Here is a 14,684-nt window from a genome sequence, read left to right on the forward strand (position 1 = left end):
TGCGGCGCCTTCAGACTATGGCAACCTGTGCCTGCAATTCTTAGGGCACTGCAACTTGACTGGGGAACCCATTGTCTTCGCGTAACTTATTGATCATTACCACGGACCGTAACTTTGCCCGCACGTTGCAGGGCTATATGGAGTCCGCCTATCCCGGCATGAAAGTGCTTTTGGCCAACAACCTGATGATGGCTTACAATCAGGCGGAGGCCGCACAGCCGGTGTTTGCCTTCGTTGAGGACGGGTTCACCAAGCTGCCTGAGTTTGAGATGATGATGGCGCTGTTTTCCGCCATGGACACCCGCTGGGTCTCCGTGATGGACACTCAGGGCGCCACGCCGGCCCGCAAGTCCTCACCGCTGCTTGATGTCGGCGCCGGTATCTTCGAGCTGACCAAATCAGACCACCCAAGCCAGTTTGCGCAGTATTTCGATATGATGCTCAACGCGCCGCGCCGCAGCCCCCGGGCTGCCGCAGGTGCCTCGGCCGCCCGGCCGGCCGCTGCTGCTGGCGGCAGCAAGAAACTTATCCTGATCGGATCCTCAACGGGTGGCGTGGAGGCGCTGCGCAGCGTGCTGGTCGGCTTCCCCTTCGACTGCCCTCCGACCCTGATTGTGCAGCACACCGGCAAGAATTTCGGCTCCGGGCTGGTGTCACTGCTGGACCGCATCTGCCCTGCCCGCGTGCGCCCGGCAGAAGACGGCACCACGCTGGAGCCGGGCCATGTTTACATCGCCGCAGGCCAGCGCCGCCACATGGGGATCACCAGCCGCAAGCCGCTGCGCCTGCGGATGAAGGAAGGCCCCGATATTTCCGGCCACACACCCTCTGTTGACGCTCTGTTCACCTCTGCCGTGCCATATGGAAAGGACGTTGTAGCCACCATCCTGACCGGCATGGGCCAGGATGGGGCCAGGGGGCTCCTGGAACTGCGCAAGGCCGGCGCCAAGACCTTTGCCCAGGATGAGAAATCCTCAGTGGTCTACGGCATGCCACGGGTGGCCTGGGAAATGGGGGCTGCCCAGCAGCAGGTGCCTCTGGCCCGGATGGCCAATACACTACTACAGGCCAGCAAGGTCTGATCGAACCGCAGGAAGGACCTGACTTTGACTACTGTTTTCGCCAATTCGAAATCCGTTACGGTTCTGCAGGGGGAATACCGGGTGAGCACGGATCAGAAGATCATGTTCTCCACGGTCCTTGGCTCATGCATCGCGGCCTGCATTTACGATCCGGAAAATGGTGTGGGCGGGATGAATCATTTCCTGCTCGCCAACGCCCGCCAGGGCGGGGCGGCCAACGCCCGCTACGGCATCCACGCAATGGAGCTGCTGATCAACGGCATCCTCAAGAAAGGTGCCAGCCGCTCCAACCTGAAAGCCAAGGTGTTCGGCGGCGCCAAAATGTCGGCAAACCTGTCGGATATCGGGGCTGCAAATGCCGATTTCGTGCAGCGGTTCCTGCGCGACGAAGGCATTCCCGTGATTTCTTCCAGCGTCGGAGGCACTTCGGCACGCCGGGTACGGTTCCACGCCTGTTCCGGCGCAGCCCAGCAGACACATGTCAAGGACGACCGCAAACTCGGCGAACTGGAACAGCGCGCCGCCGCACGTCCGGCTCCGGTCCCTGCACCGGCAGCGGCAGGCGCTGGCGCTGGCGTGGTGGATCTGTTCTGACCGGCCGCCACCTTCGGCACGCCGCCTAGTCTGCAAGGCCGCTGAGCACAGTGCGTGAAATACCGTTTGCCCGCACCGGCCGGCACAGGTAGTCCCTTAGGGGTCATGAGCGCATACCTGGCTTCATTCTTGAATTCATTGGCTTCGCCGGTTTTCTGGCGGAGCCTTGCTGCAGCAGGGGCGCTGATCTCCGGCTTGGCCGGGCAGCTGCAGGCCGAAGTCACCGTGTTTGCGGCCGCCAGCGCCAAAACCGCGCTGGATGAGGCAGCGGCATCCTACCGGGACAGCACCGGTCAAAACGTAACACTCTCATATGCAGGCTCTCCAGCCCTGGCCCGGCAGATCCAGCTGGGCGCACCGGCAGACCTGTTCATCTCAGCCAACCCCGGTTGGATGGACGTGCTTCAGCAAGAAGGCCTGATCGACGAAACCTCACGTCTGGACTTGCTTGCGAACAGTCTGGTTTTGATCGCGCATGGACCAGGTGCTCTGCCGCTGGACTTAGAGGCCGCGGATCTGGCAGGCCGGCTTGGCGAAAGCCGCCTGGCCATGGCGCTGGTGGATGCGGTGCCTGCAGGCCTCTACGGCAAGGCAGCGCTGATGGCACTGGGGCAATGGAATGAGCTTGCCCCCAAGGTGGCTCAGACCGCCAATGTGCGCGCCGCGCTGGCGCTTGTTGCCTCCGGTGAGGCGTCAATGGGTGTTGTCTATGCCACCGATGCCAAAGCGGAAGATGGAGTCACGGTGATTGCAGCCTTTCCGGCAGACAGCCATCCTCCGGTCATCTACCCGGCTGCTGTCGTCACCGGCGGCAATATGGCTGAGGCAAAGGCGTTTCTGGATTTTCTTAACGGCCCCGCGGCCCGGAGCATTTTTCTGCATCACGGTTTTGGAGAACCCGAAGAGTGAGCGCTGAATCTGCATGGCTGGGTCCCGAGGAATGGCAAGCGGTGATGCTGTCGCTTCAGGTCTCGATCTGGGCAACGCTGGCGGCACTTCCGCCGGCGGTCTTCACCGCCTACGCGCTGGCACGCTGGCAGTTTCCAGGTAAGCAGATCGTCAACAGCCTGGTGCACCTGCCGCTGATCCTGCCTCCGGTGGTCACCGGCTACCTGCTGCTCATGCTGTTCGGCACAAAAGGACCGGTTGGCGGCGCATTGCAGCAGATCGGCATCGTCTTTGCCTTCCGCTGGACCGGGGCAGCGCTGGCCGCCGGTATCATGGCCTTTCCGCTGATGGTGCGGGCCATCCGCCTGTCGGTGGAGGCGGTGGACCCCAAGCTGGAACAGGCCGCCGCCACCCTGGGCGCATCGCGCATCATGTGTTTTGCTACCATCACCCTGCCGATGATCCTGCCCGGGCTGATTGCCGGCGTGGTGCTGGGCTTTGCCAAGGCCATGGGCGAATTCGGCGCCACCATCACCTTTGTCTCCAGCATTCCCGGACAGACCCAGACGCTGCCTTCGGCGATCTACACCTTCCTGCAGGTGCCCGGCGGCGAGACCGCGGCGCTGCGGCTGACCCTGGTGTCGATTGCAATCGCCTTGACCGCGCTGCTGCTGTCGGAACTGCTGGCGCGCCGGGCGGCTGACCGGGCCGGGGGGCGCTGATGCTGACCGTTTCGCTGCAACATGCGCTGCCAGGGTTCGGGTTGGACGTGCAGTTTGAGGCGCCGCCAGGGGTCACCGTGCTGTTTGGCCGCTCCGGCACCGGCAAAACGACGGTGATCCAGGCGGTGGCCGGGCTGCTGCGGCCGGATCAGGGCCGGGTGGCGCTGCAGGGCGAGGTGCTGTGCGACACCAGCCGGGGGCAATGGCTGCCGCCGCACAAGCGCCGGATGGGCTGTGTCTTTCAAGAGGGGCGGCTGTTCCCGCATCTGACGGTGCGCCAGAACCTGGCTTTCGGCCAATGGTTCGCGCCCCGGAATGCAAAGCGAGAAAACCTGGACCGGGTGGTGGAGCTCTTGGGCATCGGCCCGCTTCTGCAGCGCCGGCCCGGACATTTGTCAGGCGGCGAAAAGCAGCGCGTTGCCATTGGCCGGGCGCTGCTATCCGCGCCGCGGATGATCCTGGCGGATGAACCGCTGTCGGCTCTGGATGAGGCCCGCAAGGCAGAGATCCTGCCCTATTTCGAGCGGCTGAGGGACGAGATCGGCATTCCGATGCTCTACGTCAGCCATTCGGCGGCTGAAGTCGCCCGGCTGGCGACCACCGTGGTTGTGCTGCAGGACGGCCAGGTTCAGCGGCAAGGCTCCGCGGCAGAGGTTCTGGGTGATCCCGCGGTTATGCCCGCAGGCGTCCGCGCGGCAGGCGCATTGCTGCAGGCACGGGTGGCGCGGCATCACGGCGACGGGCTGACAGAGCTGGATGCAGGCGGCGTGCCGCTGTACCTGCCGCAGATCGCCAGGGCGCCCGGCAGCATGGTCCGGGTGCGGGTTTCGGCGCATGAGGTGATCCTGTCGCGCCAGCGCCCCGAAGGGCTGTCGGCGCTTAACATCCTGCCGGGCACTGTGGAACATGTCCGCACCGGCGGCGGGCCCGGCGCTATGGTCTCGCTGACCACGCCGGCGGGCCGGGTTCTGGCCCGTGTCACCCGACGCTCCGCCCAGGCCCTGGGATTGGAGCCTGGTGCAGAATGCCATGCAGTGGTCAAAACCGTCTCCATTGCGCCGGAAGATATCGGCGGCGGCGGTGGATAGGGCCGCCAGTCACGTCTTCAAAAATACCAAGACAATCCTTCAGGTATTCTTGATACGGAAATAAGTTCGGTTGCGCCGGACAGGCGGGTATCAATGGAGCAGCACTTCAGCAGGAAAGGCAGCCGATGACCAAACGATCCTATTACGCTCCGGAAGGCGGGCTGCCGCCGCAGACCCAGCTGCTGACCGACCGCGCCATGTTCACCGAGGCTTATGCGGTGATCCCCAAGGGCACCATGAGCGATATCGTGGCCAGCCTGCTGCCGTTCTGGGACAAGGCGCGCTTCTGGGTGCTGTCGCGGCCCCTGTCCGGATTTGCCGAGACCTTTTCGCAGTATATCGCCGAGGTGCAGCCCGGCGGCGGCAGCGACCGTCCGGAAACGGAAGCAGGCACCGAGGCGGTGCTGTTCGTGGTGCAAGGATCAATGACCCTGACCATCGACGGAACCGCGCATGAAATGGAGGAGGGCGGCTATGCCTTCCTGCCGCCGCAAGCGGTCTGGAGCCTGCGCAATAACGGTGACGCACCGGTCCGCTTCCACTGGATCCGCAAGGCTTATCAGCCGGTTGCAGGGCTGGACGCGCCTGAGGCCTTTGTCACCAGCGACAAACACGTCGACCCGACCCCGATGCCGGAAACCGAGGGCAAGTGGGCGACCACCCGTTTCGTGGACCCCAACGACCTGCGCCACGACATGCATGTGACCATCGTCACCTTCGAGCCCGGCGCGGTGATCCCCTTTGCCGAGACCCATGTGATGGAGCATGGCCTCTATGTACTGGAGGGCAAGGCGGTCTACCGGCTGAACCAGGACTGGGTCGAGGTCGAGGCCGGCGATTACATGTGGCTGCGCGCCTTCTGCCCGCAAGCCTGTTATGCAGGCGGCCCGGGCAAGTTCCGCTACCTGCTCTACAAGGACGTGAACCGTCACATGCCGCTGGCGCCGCTGCGCTGACGGGCAGGTCAGGGGAACACAAGCCGTTTTCCGGCATCGGGCTGCTCATACTCAGGCTGGCTGACTCTCAGGTCAGCTGGCCTGTTCGCTGTTATGAAGCACCCACCATTTATGCATTGCATGGAACATATCCGTTAGCGCTATCGCCTTGGCGGTTGCCGTATACTCCACCCTCGGCGGAACCTCGGGAAAGATCTCCCGGCTGACAAGGCCGTCTTTCTCCAGCGCCCTCAGCTGGCTGGTGAGCATGGTCTGGGTGATGCCTTCAACGTCACGCCTCAGCTCGCCAAACCGTTTGGTTCCCTGAAAAATCAGCACTTGAAGGATGATCAGCTTCCACTTGCCGCCAATGAGCTGTGCGATGTCCGGCATCGGACAGCGCTTGCCAAATGCCCCGCCAGATTGCGTCGTCTGGAAATTTTTCGGCGGCTCGGCATTCATTGCAAATCCTCCATGGTACAAAAATCATACTAACATGAATTCGGGGAGTTTCGCAGAAAATCAGAGTTGAGGATGCTATTCAGCCGGTACTTGTTATTGGAAGCAGCCGGGCAATAGTATCATTTACCTGACTAAGTAAGAAAATTCTGCCTACTTTTCAATTAATTACCAACCTCTATCCTCCTCAGAGACACCTGAAGGAGGTTCAGCATGACACTCACTATTCACACAATCAGCGGCGCACCTCGCGCCTGGCGTGTTCTCGCGGGCCTGGCACTCAAGGGGCTGAGCTGGGAGCAGAACGTGCTGTCAGCGTCAGACGGCGAGCACAAGAAGGAACCCTTCCTTTCGCTCAATCCGCGCGGCACGGTCCCGGTGCTGGAAGCAGGCGGCTGCGTCATACGGGATTCCATCGCGGCTCTTGCCTGGCTCGACAGGGCCTTTCCGAAGCGTCCGCTGTTTGGCGCAACCCCGGAAGAAGCCGCAGAAATCTGGCAGATCACGATGGAGGCCAGCAGCTATCTGAGGGATGCCTGCCATTCGGTGCTGGCGCCTGTGCTGGTTCAGCGTATCTCTCCGGCCTCCGGCAGCCCTGAAGAAGCCGCGCTGAAGACCGCGGCGGAGACCCTGCACCAGGAATGCCGCTGGCTGGAGGGGCTGCTGGACAGCAGACCTTATCTGGCCGGGAATGCCCCCAGCGCGTCTGACGCAGTGGCATTTCCGGAAATCCGCCTGATCCAAAGGGCGGTCGAAACGCGCCATGAGGTGATGGACAGGCTCGGGTTCGGCTTTCCTCCGGATCTCTACCCCCGTCTGGCGGACTGGAAGGACCGGATGAGCGTGCTGCCCGGCATGGCCGAAACCCTTCCGCTGCACTGGGACGAGCATACCAGACGCCCAGCTGCACGGAATTACAAGCGCAGCATCTCTACCGCAGCCACACCGGACCAGGCATTTCACGCTCTAACCCAAGGGTTCGGGGATTGGTGGACGGAGCCGGATAATCCCATTCTGCAGCCCGGCGACCGCGCCAAATTCACCTTCCCTCCGGGACGCTCCTTCTGGATCTTTGAGGCCAAGCGCCTTGTTCCCGGCGAACTTGTCGAGCTCGAATGCGTCGAGGCGCTGCATCTGCACGAAGGGCAGCCCAGCGAAATCGAAACCGAATGGCTCGGCACGCGCGCTATTTGGCGGATTTCTCCGGATCCGCAGGGCTGCCGCATCCGGTTTGAGCATGAAGGCCTCAGGCCCAGCCTGCTCTGCTATGATGTATGCGAGGCTGGCTGGGACCATTTCTTCGCTTCCAGCCTGAAGGCCTATCTCGACACCGGTCAGGGCAGGCCGCACCGCACCGCGGAGGAATTGCAGCACTAGGCGCAGGGGGGCGTCAGGCGGCCGGCGCCCCCATTCCTTGCGACAGTTTCTGCGCGGCGTCCTTGACCAGGGTGCCGATGCCATAGATGCCGCCGTCCGGCATCCGTGCGGTGGGGCCGGAGATCGAAATTCCAGCCAGGACCTCGCCCTGCATGCCAAAAACGGGCGCCGCGACGCAACGCATGCCCGGCGCCTTTTCCTCATCGTCGAATGACCAGCCGCGGTTGCGGATTTGCGCCAGGTCTGCGCGCAAAGTCTCTGCCGAGGTCAGGGTTTTCTCCGTAAACCGCTCCAGCGTGCGCCCGCGCAGGAAACGGGCCAGCTGATCCTCACCGAAACAGCTGAGCAGCGCCTTGCCGATGCCGGAAGCATGCATGGGAGAAGTGGTTCCAGGCGGAAAGAAAGCCCGGATCGATTCATGGGTTTCCACCTGGCTCACGAACATCACATCGCCGCCGCGTTCGATGCCGAGGTTAGAGGTCTCGCCGGTAGCCTCCATCAGCTCCCGCATCACCGGCCGCGCCCGTTCGATCACACTGGAGCGGCGCAGGAAGGCGGAGCCGAGACGGAACGCCATCGCGCCGATGTGCCAGGTCTGCGACTGCGGCTCCATCTCGACAATCCGGCGCGCCTCCAGCGTTGCCAGCACCCGGTACATAGTGGCCGCCGACTGATCGAGCGCGGAGGAAAGCTCCGTCAGCGTCATGCCACTGGCGCCAGCTAGCGCGTCCAGCACATCCAGCGCCCGGTCCAGCGATTGGATCGTGGCCGGCTGACTGGCGGAATCAAAGCTTTTGGGGCGGCCCTTGCGGCGCGGCGGCTGGGACATTTTCAGGTCTTTCTTGGCAATTCAAGCAGCTGCTTATCGATAAAACTGAAAATACCTTCTGTACAGTGAAAAAACTAAACCCATTGAAAATATGGATAAATAACTCGTTTCTCCCATTTTTGAAATCTTTTTTCAAAAAAGTATCCCTGCGGGCAGCTGCCCCTTACATTGGAGGAAATCGCCACAGGAGGGCACGACATGAGCTTTCAAAACCCAGTTTTCATTCCCGGTCCGACCAATATGCCCGAAGCACTCCGCAAGGCAGTGGACATGCCGACGCTGGACCACCGCTCGCCGCTGTTCGGCCAGATCCTGCACCCGGCACTGGCCGGTGTGAAGAAGGTTCTGAAAAGCGAAACCGCCGAGATCTTCGTCTTCCCGTCGACCGGCACCGGAGGCTGGGAAACCGCGATCACCAACACGCTGAATTCGGGCGACAAGATCCTGGCGGCGCGCAACGGCATGTTCAGCCACCGCTGGATCGACATGTGCCAGCGTCACGGTCTGGACGTCCAGGTTGTTGAAACCCCCTGGGGCGAGGGCCTGCCCGCGGACCGGTATGAGGAAATCCTGACCGCTGACACTTCCCACCAGATCAAGGCCGTCCTGGCAACCCACAACGAGACCGCAACCGGCGTCAAATCCGACATCGCCGCCGTCCGCCGCGCGCTGGACGCCGCGGGCCACCCGGCGCTGCTGTTTGTCGACGGTGTGTCCTCCATCGCCTCGATGGACTTCCGGATGGACGAATGGGGCGTCGATATTGCCGTCACCGGCTCGCAAAAGGGTTTCATGCTGCCGCCGGGCCTGGCCATCGTTGGCTTCTCGCCCAAGGCCATGAAAGCTGCCGAGACCGCGACCCTGCCGCGCACCTTCTTTGATATCAAGGACATGGCCAACGGCTATGCCAACAGCGCCTATCCCTACACGCCTTCTGTCGGCCTTCTGAACGGTCTGAACATGGCCTGTGGTATGCTGCTGGACGAAGGGCTGGAGAATGTATTTGCCCGCCACCACCGGATTGCCGAGGGCGTCCGCGCCGCGGTCCGCGCCTGGGGGCTGGAACTGTGCGCCGTGTCGCCGGACGTCTACTCCGACAGCGTCAGCGCCATCCGCACGCCGGACGGCTTTGACGCCAACAAGTTCGTCAGCCTGGCGGCCGAGAAATACGGCGTCGCCTTTGGCACCGGCCTGGGCGAAGTCGCGGGCAAGGTGTTCCGCATCGGCCACCTGGGCAGCCTGACCGATGTGATGGCCCTGTCGGGGATTGCCACCGCCGAAATGGTTATGGCCGACCTCGGCCTCAACATCCAGCTGGGCTCCGGCGTGGCAGCGGCGCAGGACTACTACCGCGGCAACACCGCCTCCAGCACCAAGGCTGCCGCCTGATGAAGGATACCGCGATGTATATCCCGACCTATGAGGACATGCTGGCTGCGCACGTTCGCATCCAGCCCCATATCCGCCGCACCCCGGTGCGCACCTCTGCTTATCTGAATGAACTGACCGGGGCCGAGCTGTTCTTCAAGTGCGAGAACTTCCAGGAGCCGGGCGCCTTCAAGGTGCGCGGCGCCACCAACGCGGTGTTCGGGCTGGATGAGGCGCAGGCCGCCAAGGGCGTCGCCACGCACTCCTCGGGCAACCATGCCTCCTGCCTGTCTTATGCGGCAATGCTGCGCGGCATCCCGTGCAACGTGGTCATGCCGCGCACCGCGCCGCAGGCCAAGAAGGACACCGTGCGCCGCTATGGCGGCAAGATCACCGAATGCGAGCCTTCGACCAGCTCGCGCGAGGAGACCTTTGCCAAGGTGCAGGCCGAGACCGGCGGCGACTTCGTGCATCCTTACAACGACCCGCGCGTGATTGCGGGGCAGGGCACCTGTGCCAAGGAGTTTGTGGAGCAGACCGACGGTCTCGACATGGTGGTGGCCCCGATCGGCGGCGGCGGCATGATTTCGGGCACCTGCCTGACGCTGTCGACGCTGGCACCGGAAACCCAGGTGATCGCGGCAGAGCCGGAGCAGGCCGATGACGCCTACCGCAGCTTCAAGGCGGGCTACATCATCGCCGACGATGCGCCCAAAACCATCGCCGACGGGTTGCTGGTACCGCTGAAGGATCTGACCTGGCACTTTGTCAGCAACCACGTCAGCGAGATCTACACCGCGTCGGATGCGGAAATCATCGATGCGATGAAGCTGATCTGGAAGCACCTGCGCATCGTGATGGAGCCGTCCTCCGCGGTGCCGCTCGCCACCATTCTGAAAAACAAAGACGCCTTCGCGGGTAAACGCGTGGGCCTGATCGTCACCGGCGGCAATGTCGACCTCGACAAGCTGCCCTGGATGAACAGCTAAACTGGGGAATTAAACCATGAACGCACAGACCAAATTTGAAGAGCTTGAAGTCGGCTATGACGTCCCGGCGATCCCGGGCATGGACGAAGCTGACATCCAGACCCCGGCGCTGGTCCTCGACCTGGACGCGCTGGAGCGCAACATCAAGAAGATGGGCGACTATGCCAAGGCACACGGCATGCGCCACCGGGTGCACGGCAAGATGCACAAGTCGGTGGATGTGGCCAAGCTGCAGGAACGCCTTGGCGGCGCCGTTGGCGTCTGCTGCCAGAAGGTGTCGGAGGCTGAGGTCTTTGCCCGCGGCGGCATCAAGGACGTGCTGGTCTCCAACCAGGTGCGCGACCCGCAAAAGATCGACCGCCTGGCCCGCCTGCCCAAACTGGGCGCCCGCACCATCGTCTGCGTCGATGATCTGGACAACGTGGCCGACCTGTCGGCAGCAGCACAAAAGCACGGCACCGAGCTGGAAGTCTTTGTCGAGATCGACTGCGGCGCAGGCCGCTGCGGCGTGACCACCACCGAAGCCGTGGTTGAGATTGCCAAAGCGGTGAACGCGGCAGAGAACCTCAAGTTCTCCGGCATCCAGGCCTATCAGGGCGCTATGCAGCACATGGACAGCTACGAGGACCGCAAAGCCAAGCTGGACATCGCCATCGCGCAGGTTGCCGATGCGGTCGAAGGCTTAAAGAAGGAAGGCATCGAGTGCGAGCTGGTCTCCGGCGGCGGCACCGGCTCCTACTACTTCGAATCGAACTCCGGCGTGTACAACGAACTGCAGTGCGGCTCCTACGCCTTCATGGACGCCGATTACGGCCGCATCCTGGACAAGGACGGCAACCGGATCGACCAGGGCGAGTGGGAAAACGCCTTCTTCCTGCTGACCCAGGTGATGAGCCACGCCAAGGCCGACAAGGCCATCGTGGATGCCGGCCTCAAGGCGCAATCGGTCGACAGCGGCCTGCCCTTCATCTTTGGCCGCGACGACGTGGAATACATCAAATGCTCGGACGAGCACGGTGTGGTCTCTGATCCCTCCGGCGCGCTGAAAGTGGGCGACAAGCTGCGGCTGGTGCCCGGCCACTGCGACCCGACCGCCAACGTGCATGACTGGTACGTCGGTGTCCGGAACGGCAAGGTCGAAACCGTCTGGCCCGTCTCGGCCCGCGGCAAGGCCTACTAAGCAAACGATCCCCGAACTGGCGGAGGTGCGCATGCCGCCCTCCGCCGGCTTTTTTGTTGAGGAGAAACAGACATGTATATCGTTCCGGAAAAGGCGATTGCGGATCTTGTGACCCGCGAAGCCTCGTTCGATGCGGTCGAGAAGGTCTTTGCCGCGATGGCCGCAGGCGATGCCTACAACTTCCCCGTGGTGCGCGAGGCGATCGGCCACGAGGACGCGCTCTACGGCTTCAAGGGCGGCTTTGACCGCGCGGGCCTGACGCTGGGCCTCAAGGCCGGCGGCTACTGGCCGAACAACCTGGAAAAGCGCGGGCTGATCAACCACCAGTCCACCGTCTTCCTGTTCGACCCGGACACCGGCAAGGTGAAGGCGATGGTGGGCGGCAACCTCTTGACTGCGCTGCGCACCGCAGCGGCGTCCTCGGTGTCGATCAAGCATCTGGCCCGCCAGGACGCCAAGGTGATCGGCATGATCGGCGCCGGCCACCAGGCCACCTTCCAACTGCGCGCCGCCCTGGAGCAGCGCCAGTTCGAGAAGGTTATCGGCTGGAACTACCACCCGGAAATGCTGCCCAACATCGAAAAGGTCGCCGCGGAAGCAGGCCTACCGTTTGAAGCAGTGGACCTCCCCGGCATGACAGAGGCGGATGTGATCATCTCCATCACCTCGGCCTTTGCACCGTCCCTGATGGCAGATCACGTCAGCCCCGGCACCCATATCGCATGCATGGGCACCGACACCAAGGGCAAGCAGGAGGTCGAGGCCGAACTTCTGGTCAAGGCATCCGTGTTTACCGACGAAGTGGCGCAATCCATCTCCATCGGCGAGGCGCAGCACGCGGTGGCGCAGGGCCTGATCCAGGAGTCTGATGTTGCCCAGATCGGCGCGGTCATCAACGGCACCAATCCGGGCCGCACCTCGGACGATCAGATCACCCTGTTCGATGGCACCGGCGTCGGCCTGCAGGATCTGGCCGTCGCGGCCTCTGTTGTGGAAGTGGCGGTTGAAAAGGGCATCGCCATCGAGGTCGATTTCTAAGCCCCGGCCAGAAACACATTCTGCAAATATCCGCATAGCGGAACGGCAGGAGAGAGGTGTACCTCTCTCCTGTTTTCTTTTGGGGGACTGAAAAAATGTTTCTGGGATTGAGCCTGCTGGTGGTCGGCGTGGTGCTGTGCCTGAACGGCATCTGGCAGATGGGCCGGATACAGGACCGCGAGATTATCCTGATCAACGCAGTCGCCGCGCTGGTGTTCTTTGCCGTGGTGCTGCTGATCGCGCTGGCGGCGCGGCAACCTGCGGACCTGCTGGATGCGGGCATGACGCTGTTGTTCGGCTCCACCTATCTGTGGGTGGCCTACAACCGCACTTTCGCCTCCAGCGGCGAGGGGTTGGGATGGTTCAGCGGCTTTGTGGCCCTCACCGCCGCGCCGATGGTGCTGCGGGTACTGGCGCAGGCGGACGGTCTGTTCGATGTCTGGCTGGCAGGTTGCTGGGCGGCATGGTCCGGGCTGTGGTTCCTCTATTTCCTGAACCTTGCCCTCAAACGCGGCAGCCCCCGGCTAACTGCCATTGCAACGCTGTTGTGCGGCATCTTCACCGGCTGGCTGCCGGGTCTGGCAGTGCTGCACGGGCTGGCTGGCTGAAACGAAAAGAACCGGCCCATTGCGGGCCGGCTCGTATTGTCATTTCATTGCATCTGCCTGCGTCAGGCGTGGTCCTCATGCGGCAATGACCCGCGGCCGTGGCCGCTCATCCCGCCGGAGACTTCCTCGGTGGCCTCCCCCGCCAGTTCCTGCGGCAGCACCAGATTCAACACGATGGCAATCAGCGCTGCAGGCAGCAGACCGCTGGTCAGCAGGATGCGTGCGGTGTCCGGCATGTGCTGTAGCGCGCCCGGTTCCAGCTGCAGGCCCAGGCCGATGGACAGGGAGATCGCAAAGATCACCATGTTGCGGCGGTTCCAGTCCACGTCCGACAGCATCGAAACGCCTGCCGCAACCACCATGCCGAACATCACGATCACACCGCCGCCCAGCACCTCGATCGGCACCGTGCGGATCACCGCGCCCACCTTGGGGATCAGCCCGCACACGATCAGGAAGATGGCACCGCAGGTCACCACGTGGCGGCTCATCACCCCGGTCATCGCGATCAGGCCGACGTTCTGGGAAAACGACGTGTTGGGGAAGGCGCCGAAGAATCCCGCCACAGCTGTACCCACACCATCGGCATAGGTCGCACCTGCGATCTCCTCCTCGGTGGCCTCGCGGCCCGCGCCGCCCTTGGTCACGCCGGAAACGTCACCGACGGTCTCAACCGCGGAAACAAAGCTCATCAGGCAGAAGCCGATGATTGCTGCGGCGGAGAACTCAATCCCGTATTTGAACGGCTGCGGCAGGGCAAAGGCAGCGGCCCGCTCCCAAGAGCCGGAAACGGCTTCAAACGTCAGCATGCCCGTCATCAGCGCATAGATGTAGCCGACGATCAGGCCCAGCAGCACGGCAGAGACAGACAGCATCCCCTTGGTGAAGAACTTGAGGCCAAGGGTGACGAAAATCACTACCAGCGCCGCCGACCAGTTCAGCAAGGAACCGTACTCCGGCGTGCCGATGGCCGGAACACCGCCCGCGGCGTACTGGATGCCGACCTTCACCAGCGCCAAACCGATCATGGTGACCACCAGTCCGGTAACCAGCGGCGGCAGCGCAAAGCGGATCTTGCCGATCACCGTGCCAAGCAGCCCGTGGAAGATACCGCCGACAATGACACCGGTAAACAGGGCCGCCAGCCCGTCCACGCCCTTGCCCGCAACCAGCGGGATCATGATTGGCAGAAAGGCAAAAGACGTGCCCTGTACAATCGGCAGCGCCGAGCCGATGGGCCCAAGGGTGATAGTCTGCAGCAGAGTGGCGATGCCAGCAAACAGCATCGACATCTGGATCAGATAGAGCAGTTCGGGGAAATCGGGCGAATTGGAACCGAAGCCGAAACCGGCTGCACCAGCCACGATAATGGCAGGCGTCACGTTTGAAACGAACATCGCCAGCACATGCTGGATGCCCAGCGGCACCGCCTTGTGCAAGGGCGGCGTATAGTTGGGGTCACGCAGCTGTGCTGGCGTCCCGATGGAAGTGTCAGCCATGAATGTCTCCTGTCGGTCATGGGGATCT

General features: G+C 62.9%; 15 protein-coding genes. 12 read left to right on the forward strand and 3 right to left on the reverse strand.

Features of this window, described 5'->3' with window-relative positions; genetic code table 11:
* Positions 1–137 precede the first annotated feature (137 nt).
* The 6 genes from RA25_RS11520 to RA25_RS11545 all read left to right on the forward strand — a co-directional run bounded on the left by RA25_RS11520 (position 138) and on the right by RA25_RS11545 (position 5,330).
* On the forward strand, positions 138–1,082 hold the full coding sequence (locus tag RA25_RS11520; RefSeq protein WP_052254223.1) for a CheB methylesterase domain-containing protein: 945 nt from the start codon (positions 138–140) through the stop codon (positions 1,080–1,082).
* A 24-nt stretch (positions 1,083–1,106) separates the two neighbouring features.
* Positions 1,107–1,676, forward strand: coding sequence for a chemotaxis protein CheD (locus RA25_RS11525; RefSeq protein ID WP_019294499.1), 570 nt, complete (start codon positions 1,107–1,109; stop codon positions 1,674–1,676).
* Positions 1,677–1,781: 105 nt separating this feature from the next.
* Entirely contained in the window at positions 1,782–2,585 is an 804-nt protein-coding gene (gene modA, locus RA25_RS11530) for a molybdate ABC transporter substrate-binding protein (protein WP_039172426.1), read from the forward strand.
* The gene (gene modB, locus RA25_RS11535; RefSeq protein ID WP_039152384.1) at positions 2,582–3,286 is read left to right on the forward strand and encodes a molybdate ABC transporter permease subunit; all 705 of its coding nucleotides are present in this window, start codon (positions 2,582–2,584) and stop codon (positions 3,284–3,286) included. The genes modA and modB overlap by 4 nt, the downstream gene beginning before the upstream one ends.
* Positions 3,286–4,374: a molybdenum ABC transporter ATP-binding protein gene (modC, locus tag RA25_RS11540; protein WP_019294502.1), complete on the forward strand. Its 1,089-nt coding sequence runs from the start codon at positions 3,286–3,288 to the stop codon at positions 4,372–4,374. The genes modB and modC overlap by 1 nt, the downstream gene beginning before the upstream one ends.
* Before the next feature lie 125 nt (positions 4,375–4,499).
* Entirely contained in the window at positions 4,500–5,330 is an 831-nt protein-coding gene (locus tag RA25_RS11545) for a bifunctional allantoicase/(S)-ureidoglycine aminohydrolase (protein WP_039152381.1), read from the forward strand.
* A gap of 72 nt (positions 5,331–5,402) precedes the next feature.
* Here the strand turns inward: RA25_RS11545 and RA25_RS11550 are convergent, their stop codons facing one another.
* Positions 5,403–5,771 carry a winged helix-turn-helix transcriptional regulator gene (locus tag RA25_RS11550; protein WP_039172429.1) on the reverse strand — a complete coding sequence of 123 codons (369 nt, stop codon included), beginning with the start codon at positions 5,769–5,771 and terminating at the stop codon, positions 5,403–5,405.
* A gap of 210 nt (positions 5,772–5,981) precedes the next feature.
* Between RA25_RS11550 and RA25_RS22355 the strand changes: the two genes are divergently transcribed.
* Complete coding sequence (locus RA25_RS22355) at positions 5,982–7,145, forward strand: glutathione S-transferase N-terminal domain-containing protein (protein WP_241477400.1); 1,164 nt, start codon at positions 5,982–5,984, stop codon at positions 7,143–7,145.
* A 13-nt stretch (positions 7,146–7,158) separates the two neighbouring features.
* Here RA25_RS22355 and bhcR read toward each other — a convergent pair whose 3' ends face one another.
* The gene (bhcR, locus tag RA25_RS11560) at positions 7,159–7,974 is read right to left on the reverse strand and encodes an HTH-type transcriptional regulator BhcR (protein ID WP_019294506.1); all 816 of its coding nucleotides are present in this window, start codon (positions 7,972–7,974) and stop codon (positions 7,159–7,161) included.
* A 198-nt stretch (positions 7,975–8,172) separates the two neighbouring features.
* Here bhcR and bhcA point away from each other — a divergent pair, with 198 nt between their 5' ends.
* The 5 genes from bhcA to RA25_RS11585 all read left to right on the forward strand — a co-directional run bounded on the left by bhcA (position 8,173) and on the right by RA25_RS11585 (position 13,157).
* Positions 8,173–9,363, forward strand: coding sequence for an L-aspartate--glyoxylate aminotransferase BhcA (bhcA, locus tag RA25_RS11565; protein ID WP_039152395.1), 1,191 nt, complete (start codon positions 8,173–8,175; stop codon positions 9,361–9,363).
* A complete protein-coding gene (gene bhcB, locus RA25_RS11570; protein ID WP_039172432.1) occupies positions 9,363–10,331 on the forward strand; it encodes a beta-hydroxyaspartate dehydratase BhcB in 969 nt (322 codons plus the stop codon). The genes bhcA and bhcB overlap by 1 nt, the downstream gene beginning before the upstream one ends.
* A gap of 16 nt (positions 10,332–10,347) precedes the next feature.
* Positions 10,348–11,511 (forward strand): 3-hydroxy-D-aspartate aldolase BhcC, encoded by a 1,164-nt coding sequence (bhcC, locus tag RA25_RS11575; RefSeq protein WP_039152374.1) that lies wholly within the window; start codon positions 10,348–10,350, stop codon positions 11,509–11,511.
* A gap of 72 nt (positions 11,512–11,583) precedes the next feature.
* Entirely contained in the window at positions 11,584–12,549 is a 966-nt protein-coding gene (gene bhcD, locus RA25_RS11580; protein ID WP_039152371.1) for an iminosuccinate reductase BhcD, read from the forward strand.
* A gap of 95 nt (positions 12,550–12,644) precedes the next feature.
* Positions 12,645–13,157: an AmiS/UreI family transporter gene (locus RA25_RS11585; protein WP_039152369.1), complete on the forward strand. Its 513-nt coding sequence runs from the start codon at positions 12,645–12,647 to the stop codon at positions 13,155–13,157.
* A 62-nt stretch (positions 13,158–13,219) separates the two neighbouring features.
* Here the strand turns inward: RA25_RS11585 and RA25_RS11590 are convergent, their stop codons facing one another.
* Positions 13,220–14,656 (reverse strand): uracil-xanthine permease family protein, encoded by a 1,437-nt coding sequence (locus RA25_RS11590; RefSeq protein WP_039172434.1) that lies wholly within the window; start codon positions 14,654–14,656, stop codon positions 13,220–13,222.
* Positions 14,657–14,684: the final 28 nt, after the last annotated feature.

Source organism: Leisingera sp. ANG-S5 (assembly GCF_000813925.1).
Lineage (GTDB): Bacteria > Pseudomonadota > Alphaproteobacteria > Rhodobacterales > Rhodobacteraceae > Leisingera.

Coding starts and splice junctions, on each gene's coding strand:
- RA25_RS11590 (WP_039172434.1), bottom strand. CDS start 14,656: ATGGCTGACACTTCCATCGGGACGCCAGCACAGCTGCGTGACCCCAAC.
- bhcR (WP_019294506.1), bottom strand. CDS start 7,974: ATGTCCCAGCCGCCGCGCCGCAAGGGCCGCCCCAAAAGCTTTGATTCC.
- bhcC (WP_039152374.1), top strand. CDS start 10,348: ATGAACGCACAGACCAAATTTGAAGAGCTTGAAGTCGGCTATGACGTC.
- RA25_RS11550 (WP_039172429.1), bottom strand. CDS start 5,771: ATGAATGCCGAGCCGCCGAAAAATTTCCAGACGACGCAATCTGGCGGG.
- RA25_RS11520 (WP_052254223.1), top strand. CDS start 138: ATGGAGTCCGCCTATCCCGGCATGAAAGTGCTTTTGGCCAACAACCTG.
- bhcD (WP_039152371.1), top strand. CDS start 11,584: ATGTATATCGTTCCGGAAAAGGCGATTGCGGATCTTGTGACCCGCGAA.
- bhcA (WP_039152395.1), top strand. CDS start 8,173: ATGAGCTTTCAAAACCCAGTTTTCATTCCCGGTCCGACCAATATGCCC.
- RA25_RS22355 (WP_241477400.1), top strand. CDS start 5,982: ATGACACTCACTATTCACACAATCAGCGGCGCACCTCGCGCCTGGCGT.
- modC (WP_019294502.1), top strand. CDS start 3,286: ATGCTGACCGTTTCGCTGCAACATGCGCTGCCAGGGTTCGGGTTGGAC.
- RA25_RS11585 (WP_039152369.1), top strand. CDS start 12,645: ATGTTTCTGGGATTGAGCCTGCTGGTGGTCGGCGTGGTGCTGTGCCTG.
- modA (WP_039172426.1), top strand. CDS start 1,782: ATGAGCGCATACCTGGCTTCATTCTTGAATTCATTGGCTTCGCCGGTT.
- bhcB (WP_039172432.1), top strand. CDS start 9,363: ATGAAGGATACCGCGATGTATATCCCGACCTATGAGGACATGCTGGCT.
- RA25_RS11545 (WP_039152381.1), top strand. CDS start 4,500: ATGACCAAACGATCCTATTACGCTCCGGAAGGCGGGCTGCCGCCGCAG.